General features: G+C 45.0%; 6 protein-coding genes and 1 rRNA gene. 5 read left to right on the forward strand and 2 right to left on the reverse strand.

What is annotated here, in order from left to right:
* Positions 1–235 precede the first annotated feature (235 nt).
* The 3 genes from rrf (at position 236) to WC615_RS21575 (ending at position 3,094) form a co-directional block, all read left to right on the forward strand.
* Positions 236–347: ribosomal RNA gene (gene rrf, locus WC615_RS21565) — 5S ribosomal RNA — on the forward strand.
* Positions 348–843: 496 nt separating this feature from the next.
* Entirely contained in the window at positions 844–1,752 is a 909-nt protein-coding gene (locus WC615_RS21570) for an AAA family ATPase (RefSeq protein ID WP_372980121.1), read from the forward strand.
* 235 nt (positions 1,753–1,987) lie between these two features.
* Positions 1,988–3,094 carry a site-specific DNA-methyltransferase gene (locus tag WC615_RS21575; RefSeq protein WP_372980122.1) on the forward strand — a complete coding sequence of 369 codons (1,107 nt, stop codon included), beginning with the start codon at positions 1,988–1,990 and terminating at the stop codon, positions 3,092–3,094.
* Here WC615_RS21575 and WC615_RS21580 read toward each other — a convergent pair.
* Together WC615_RS21580 and WC615_RS21585 are read right to left on the reverse strand one after the other, a co-directional pair.
* Positions 3,070–4,047 carry a BstXI family restriction endonuclease gene (locus tag WC615_RS21580; RefSeq protein ID WP_372980123.1) on the reverse strand — a complete coding sequence of 326 codons (978 nt, stop codon included), beginning with the start codon at positions 4,045–4,047 and terminating at the stop codon, positions 3,070–3,072. The two genes, WC615_RS21575 and WC615_RS21580, sit on opposite strands and share 25 nt — an antisense overlap.
* Positions 4,048–4,049: 2 nt before the next feature.
* Positions 4,050–4,265: a helix-turn-helix domain-containing protein gene (locus WC615_RS21585; protein WP_372980124.1), complete on the reverse strand. Its 216-nt coding sequence runs from the start codon at positions 4,263–4,265 to the stop codon at positions 4,050–4,052.
* A 559-nt stretch (positions 4,266–4,824) separates the two neighbouring features.
* Here WC615_RS21585 and WC615_RS21590 point away from each other — a divergent pair.
* Positions 4,825–6,012, forward strand: a complete 1,188-nt coding sequence (locus WC615_RS21590; protein WP_372980125.1) for a Gfo/Idh/MocA family protein — start codon at positions 4,825–4,827, stop codon at positions 6,010–6,012.
* A 738-nt stretch (positions 6,013–6,750) separates the two neighbouring features.
* Complete coding sequence (locus WC615_RS21595) at positions 6,751–7,614, forward strand: sugar phosphate isomerase/epimerase family protein (protein WP_372980126.1); 864 nt, start codon at positions 6,751–6,753, stop codon at positions 7,612–7,614.
* The last annotated feature ends 426 nt before the right edge of the window (positions 7,615–8,040 follow it).

Below are 8,040 nucleotides of genomic sequence, written 5' to 3' on the forward strand. Positions count from 1 at the left end.
TAATAATCCGAAGCTTTCTCATAGCAGGTAAAGAGTGGTGCGTAAATAGTTCTTACGGACTTACGCACCACTGTAAACAAAGCTGTTGTTTTCTTCAATTACTTACTTCTTTCAATTATGTTTAAGTTTAGCCGGAAGCTAAAAGACGAGAGTCTAAAGCCGAAAGCGAAAACATATACCGAATTGGCCAAAAAGCTTTTAGCTTTCAGCCTTGAGCTTTACGCTCAAAAGAAATTCAGGTGCCTATATCGGCGGTGTCCACCTCTTCCCATTCCGAACAGAGAAGTTAAGCCCGCCAGAGCCGATGGTACTGCAGTAAAATGTGGGAGAGTAGGTCGGTGCCCAATCTTAAAGTTAAACCCGTTATCCAAAAGATAACGGGTTTCTTTGTTTAAAAACCTTTTTACAACACCGAAACAAAGCGCCTTAAAACGCTCCCAAACGTCCTCAAACGCCCCCCGAACACCCCCGGGTGTTCACGTTCACTGCCGTGAACACTTGTGAACACCGCCAATAGTCTTGTAATCAGTTACTTCCTTATATTGACTACTGACAATATTGTGCCACCATTTGTATGATTTGCACTGAATATATTTGTATGTAAGGTACATCCTGTACCCCTTGATAAGCAGGCCGTTTCCGGCCCATAGTTTCATTGCTCACAAATAATTCATATCAAATGCCTGAAAACCACACTGCCGAACGCCCGGAATATATCGAAAGAATCCGCGCGGAAGCCAGGGGACTCAAATATCGCCCCGCCAGTAGACTTAAATTTATTCCTCAGCCTGCCGACCCGGAGGCTTGCCGCTATATATTCTCGGTGGCTACCGGTAACCGCTGGTGGAACTTGGCGAACGCGAGCCCGCGCCTAAAATGCTTTTCGGGGAGCTATGGCACGAGGGCGAGCTGAGCATCCTGTTTGCCGATACCAACTTGGGTAAAAGCGTACTGGCGGTGCAAATTGGCAACAGCATAGCCTGTGGCAAACCTATCGCGCCGTTTGCCATGGATGCCGACCCCGCCAACGTGCTGTATATCGACTTTGAACTTTCTACCAAACAGTTTTACCGGCGTTATACAGGGGCAGAAGGCGATCACCATTTTACGGATAATTTTATACGGGCTGAGTTTCGGCCTGATATTGCGATGAATGACTCCCACACTCATTACGACGAACAGATTATTGCCGGCATCGAGTATAAAATACGACAGTTGAATGCCATGGTGTTGATTATTGATAACATCAGCTGCCTGCGCGGCGGGATCGAAAACGCATCTGTTGCGCTTAACCTGATCAAACACCTCAAGGCGCTTAAGGCCGATTACAACCTGTCTATCCTGGTGCTGGCCCATACGCCCAAACGCCGTAACCCCGGCTCGCCCATCTCTGCCGACGATATGCACGGCAGCAAACTGCTCATTAACCTGGCCGACAGCGCCTTCTCCATTGGTACAAGCGCCGCCGACCCGCACCTGCGTTACCTTAAACAAATTAAACAGCGCAGCACCGGGCAGGTATATGGCGAAGATAATGTTTGCCTTTGCCGCATTACAAAACCCTGCAATTTTTTAAAGATGCAGTTTGAAGGCCACAGCCCCGAACGGCAGCACCTGCATACCCGCGGGTTAAACCAGCATATATTAGCCCCAAAAGTAGCCGAACTTGCGGCCAAAGGTTACAGCCAGCGCCAGATCAGCAAGGAACTTTGTATTGCTTTAGGTTGGGTGAATAAGTTAATGCCGAGGTGAGAGGATCGATTAAATATTTAGGACAAGTAAACAAAGCCGGGAATTAAATAAGCTGACTTACTGTTTGATAATAAGTACGCTATTTAAAGAGTGAAATTTAAACTAATTTATTATAATCTGACTTAACTTATGATATTGATAAAATTCTTATAATATTATATTGATCTAAACTACTATAAATAACTATTGTTTTTTTTGATATAAATCATAAATTTGCATACTATAATTAGCTAAAATGAATTTAAACTATAAAGCACTGAGGCAAAGTCAATTTGAAAGTTTGCTTGCGAAATTTGATGACGCTAATTCTTTAAAAACAGATGAATCATTAATTGTTTTGGGTGATTCTCTGAAACTTCTAGAAAATTTGCCAGACAATTCAGTATCATTAATACTTACTGACCCGCCATATCACTCTACTAAAAAGGACAATATTACTAACGATACGTCTTTTGCTACAGATGAATCATTTTTGATGTGGATGGATAAATTTTTTTATGAATGGAAAAGAGTCCTAAGAAATAACGGAAGTATTTACGTTTTTTGTTCTAGTGCAATGTCGGCCAAGTTAGAAAATCTGATGGATAAATACTTTAACGTATTGTCGCACATAGTTTGGACTAAGCCTAATGAACCGGGGTTTGATGGATGGAAAGGAAAAATGAAAAAGGAGGCACTTCGTCAGTGGTATCCCCACTCCGAAAGAATATTATTTGCTGAACCTGCTTTTGAAGGAAATCTACATCGAAGTGGATTCGGCCATTTTTTAAAAATGAAAAGAAAGGAAGCTGGTTTATCAGGTCACCAATTAACGGAGTTGACCGGTGCATATGGTAAAGTAAACCATGGTGGAGCTGTTTCGAATTGGGAAACAGGAAGAAATATTCCAAGTAGAGAACAATATAGAAAGATATGTGAAGTGTTAATTAAAACGGGAAAAGTATATGAGATGCCGATTTATGAAGATGTAATTCGACCATTTGAAGTTAATTCCTCCGTTGAATTTACAGACGTTTGGAATTTTAATTCAGTTAGGCCATACAAAGGAAAACACCCTGCGGAAAAGCCAATCGATATGTTAGAGCATTGTATATTAAGTACAACTTTTGAGAATGACATTGTTTTAGATTGCTTTGCAGGTTCTGGAAGTACAGCAGTTGCGGCTTTGAATTTAAACCGAAAGAGTATTTCATTTGAAATTGAAGCGAGCTGGACAAGTGCTATTAAACATAGAATAGAAAAATATGACAAAAGAGTAAATTCGAATTTTAATAAGAAAGATATTATGAAGGTGAGTTCGAAAAATCAAATAGAAAATCAGATATCACTTGTTATTTTATAACCTGATTTTTCATTTAATTCAATAACCTCTTTCATCCAGACTAAAGTCTCCATTATACCTGCATCCTTTGTGACAACGTTGCAATGATGGTGTCCCCATCCAAGATTATAGGGTTTGTGGTTGTATTCTCCAATTCGTAATTCCTTAATATGAAAAAGATTAAGTTCAGTAATTGTTAAATCAGGCACCTCTCTACCAATAGCTTGAACAACTTTTGAAAAAAAACCATTTGCAGATAAGGGTTTTAAGCAAAGTGGACAAATTGTGTTTTTATTTTCATTAATGATTCGCATCACTTTTAATTCATCCCAATTATCTAGTTCGAATTTAGTTGCTAAATCTGTATTATATTTAATTCTAATTTCGATATCATCATCTGACATACCCGTAAATTTGGCAACAGCTTTTGCATTTTCGCAATGCCAAAACAATAGTTCTAATTGGATTCTTGCTTTTACAGTTATCTCTGTAGAAGCATATTCGTAAACCCTAATGCCAGCTCCTTTTAATTTACTATTTGAATAGCCTTTTATTATTTTTTCAGCAGATTCTGAAGTTAGGGATGGTACTCTCGCGACGTATTGCCCTCCTAATGGAGCTGTTCTTGAAGTTGCAAAACTAAAACCTTTATCATCAGGATTGAATTTATTCCATTGGCTTCTCGTCTCATAAAAGAGCAACGCATTTTCTCCAAGACTAAGACCTCTTTTTTTTAATTCATTGCCGAAACTTGGATCATTAAAATACTCATCTGGACTTATTAGAACTATATAGCCGTTTTCAAATTGATCGTCTTCCTCTACTATTTTATCGAAACTAGAATATGATATTAGCACGGTACTATTCCTGCCAACTCTGTTTTGAAAAATTACGTCATCGTCGGCACCCCTTGTTTGTCCAGTTTTATAAATTTTGCTAGCTAATAGCTTAGGTAGCGTAGGTATTTTAGGCATAATTAGTTATTTAACAAGTCACCTGGAAGTACATCCAATGCTAATGCGATTTTTTCAATATTAAGTAGGGTAATGTTTTTTTCGGCTCTTTCAATCATTCCTATGTAAGTCCTATGTAAATTAGCTTTGTAAGAAAGCTCTTCCTGCGAAAGGCCTTTTTCTTTTCTTTTCGCCTTCACTTTTTTACCGAAGTTAACCAGTATTGACTCTTTATTCATTCAATCTACTTTTGGTAAAGCTAACTATAGTATGCGTCGTCTGCTACATACTATAGTTAGCATTAATGCAAATGGGAAAGATCATTCCCCCTCTAAACCCGGTAGCAGCGATACCGGCCCTCGCGACTAAGGCCTCGAGCAGTATAAGCGCATAGCGGGGCTACCGCATCCTAAGCACCACTACAGCACCTTTTCTTATTGGTCATTTGCTGCGCAGTCATTAGCTGCGCGGTCATTGAGTCATTAGGTCATTGAGACATTGCTGCATGGTTCACAAACCTCGCAAGCGCACCGGCCTAACTACACCGTCCAAATGCGGCATAGCGTAACGCAGGGCTTTGTGGTTCATTAGTTTATTGGTGCATAGTTCACAAAAGAACCAACCGGCGATTACCTATCTGGAGATTGCTTCGTACCTCGCAATAACGCGTGGGGAGGGATTAGTCCATAGCCCACCGCCTTCCCGCAGCTACTATGAACCATGAACCATCAACTATTAACTATCCTCAAAATTCCCTATCTTCATCGGTGTAATCCTAAAACAATAAATTTTACCGCTATGAAAATTGCTATGCTTGGCTCGGGCTTTATCGCGCGTTTCTATGCCGATTCGTTGATAGGGCACCGCAGGCTGGATGTGCTGCACGCAGTGTACAGCAGGGATATTGCCAAGGCCAAAACTTTTGCGCACGATTATAAACTCCCCGTGTACAGCGACAATATGGACGAGGTGGTGAACCATCCCGAGGTGGATGTGGTGGTGATCTCGCTCCCAAACGATCTGCACCTTGCCGCTGTTGCCGCCTGCGCCAAAGCGGGCAAACATGTGCTGTGTACCAAACCCCTCGGTCGTACGGCTGCGGAGGCTAAACAAATGCTGGATATGGTAGAGCAGGCGGGCGTAATGGGCGGCTACCTCGAGGATCTGTGTTACACCCCCAAGTTCAACAAAAGCCTGGCCAGCGTAAAGGCAGGCGCGCTGGGCAGGATATTGTGGGCCAAAAGCCGCGAAGCGCACCCCGGCCCGCACAGCAACTGGTTTTGGGATAAACAGCAAAGCGGAGGCGGGGCCATTGTGGACCTGGGTTGCCACTGCATCGAAATTGCCCGCAACTATATAGGTAAGGATGTTAGGCCGGTAGAGGTGATGTGCTGGGCGGCCACGCAGGTGCACCCCATTGATGCCGAAGACAATGCCATAGGCATGGTGAAGTACGCCAACGGCGCCATCGGGCAGTTCGAGGTGAGCTGGTGTTTCCGCGGCGGTATGGACCTGCGCGACGAGGTGATGGGCACCGAGGGCACCATCTGGATCAACAACTTCCTGCGCACCGGGTTCGATATGTTCAGCACCGGCAAGGGCGGCGGCTACGTTGCCGAAAAGGCCGAGAGCAGCCAGGGCTGGCTCTTCCCCGTGGGCGACGAGGTGAACGAACTGGGCTACAACCACATGTTTACCGACATGTTTGAAGCCATAGAACAAAACCGCCCGCCTGCCGAAACTTTTTACGACGGCTACGTGGTAAACGCCATTATCGACGCCGCCTACGCATCTGCCAAAAGCGGCATCTGGGAACCCGTTAAATTAACCGACTGGCGCGGCAGCACCAATACCAAAATAGCGGCAGATTTCGCCAGTTTCAATGAGCAGTACTATTTAATAAAAGAAGAGATATTACCCCACGGCGAACGCAAACTGATACTAAAAGACAAAACCACCGGGGAGGTAGTGGTGAGGGATGTGTAGGGGAGAGAGTCAAGATTTTAGAGTCAAGAATCAAGATAGGAAAGATTGGTGAGCAGGATTACTGACAACACCTCCGGGTCTTGCGTCTTTACTCTAATCTCTTGATTCTTCCCAATGGCGTTCCCTTCGGGCCGGGCTATCCGCTCATACGGCTGCAGGCCTTAGGCGCAAGGGCCGGTATCCGCTGCTATCCCTAACGCGGGGTAGTGGCCACTATGTCATTGCGAGGAGCAGTGGGGGGGGAAAGCAAGGGGCGACGCGGCAATCTCGTCGGAAGCAAAGCGGTAATGCACTGGCTACGAGATTGCCACGCTATCGCCCGCAATGACATGGTGCTTAATGCATAAAAGCGCAGGCCCAAAGGTCAGAGCGGGCGGGCCGGGAGTATGGCGGGAATGACGGTTTAGCTTTTGCGCGTGATGCGAGCGCAGCGAGTCATCCAGCAAAAGCGTTAAGAACCGGCAGGGAGCGCAGGAAGCATTCGCTCTGACTTGATTTATTCACCTATTTTTTGTTTTTTGGTGTTCATGAACTCGCTACGCTCGGTTTTTGCTTCTTTTTGATCAAGCAAAAAGAAGAAGCCCCTCCGCGGCAATTGAGCGGGCCAATTTCGTTTAAATACTAATGCTGTTAAAATAACATAGTTTTACAATTGTCCTAAAGAGATTGCCACGCTACGCTCGCAATGACATATTGTTTAGGACAAGCACCAATGAATTAATGAACCAATAAACCAACATGAACAGAAGAACATTCCTATACACCGGCGGTATGCTGGCAGCAGCAGCGTCCGCAATGTCCGCTACCATAGCCGGGCGCACCAAACCCGCCCCCGGCATCCAGCTTTACATGGTAAAAGAAGACATGGAGCGCGACCCCATAGGCACCCTTAAACAGCTTGGCGCAATGGGCTACACCCAGATAGAAAGCTACGGCAGCGATAAAGGCATCTTTTGGGGCAAAACCAATACCGAGTTTAAAAAGATAGCCAACGGCTTTGGCCTTAACCTGGTAAGCACCCACTATAACCCCTGCACCCTGGACGAGTTTGATAAATTGGCAGCACAGGCGGCAGAGGTAGGTATGAAGTACCTGGTATGCCCATGGCTCGGTCCGCAAAAATCTATCGAAACCTTTAAAACCTTCGCGGATGATTTTAACAAGCGTGGTGCCATCTGCAAAAAACATGGCCTAAGGTTTGGCTACCACCCGCACGATTATCCGTACAAACCGGTAAACGGACAACTACCTATAGATGTGCTGCTTGCCGGTACGGATAAAGAACTGGTAGATTTCCAGATGGACGTGTACTACACCGTAACCGAGGGTGCCGACCCATACGCCTACATCACCAAACACAAAGGCCGCTTTAAACTGGCCCACATGCGCGATGTACTCAAAAAACGCCTGCCCGCAGGCAGCAAGGACGAATCGGCCTGTGATATGGGCGAGGGCATTATCGATTTTAAAAAGTTTATCAGTGTTGGGCAGGATAACGGCATGCGTTACTTTTTTGTAGAGCAAAGCCGTTTTTATCACGAAACCCCGCTGCAAAGCGCGCAAAAGAACGCGGCGTATCTGAAAGCGTTGAAGCTTGTGTAATAAATTATATTTCCCTCCCTTGGGAGGGTTAGGGAGGGGTTTAAACATATTGCATAGTTAGCTAAACCCCTCCCTGCCAATACACAATCCATCGCGCCCCTCCCCAGGGAGGGAGCTTTAAATAGGCGTCCGCGCCCCGCCCGCCATACCCGTTCCTGCGGACGGACGGACGCCACGCAAAAAAGCCTGTACAGTAACAAACTGTACAGGCTTTTTCTTTTTGTCTTGATTCTTGACTCTTCTCGTCCTGACTCTACAACAGGTATATCTTAAAAAACTTCTTGCCGTATTCGCCCCAGCCTTCCATGGCTTTGCCGAGGGTGGTTTTAAGGCCCTGGTAGGTAACAACCTTGCCTTTTGCCGGTACTTTTAACGATGTTTCGGCTACGGGCAGGTCGGTAACCTTGGTGGCAAACCAGGTAACGT

It is taken from the genome of Mucilaginibacter sp. (assembly GCF_041663085.1).
In the GTDB taxonomy this organism is placed as follows: domain Bacteria; phylum Bacteroidota; class Bacteroidia; order Sphingobacteriales; family Sphingobacteriaceae; genus Mucilaginibacter.

Coding starts and splice junctions, on each gene's coding strand:
- WC615_RS21575 (WP_372980122.1), top strand. CDS start 1,988: ATGAATTTAAACTATAAAGCACTGAGGCAAAGTCAATTTGAAAGTTTG.
- WC615_RS21580 (WP_372980123.1), bottom strand. CDS start 4,047: ATGCCTAAAATACCTACGCTACCTAAGCTATTAGCTAGCAAAATTTAT.
- WC615_RS21585 (WP_372980124.1), bottom strand. CDS start 4,265: ATGAATAAAGAGTCAATACTGGTTAACTTCGGTAAAAAAGTGAAGGCG.
- WC615_RS21590 (WP_372980125.1), top strand. CDS start 4,825: ATGAAAATTGCTATGCTTGGCTCGGGCTTTATCGCGCGTTTCTATGCC.
- WC615_RS21595 (WP_372980126.1), top strand. CDS start 6,751: ATGAACAGAAGAACATTCCTATACACCGGCGGTATGCTGGCAGCAGCA.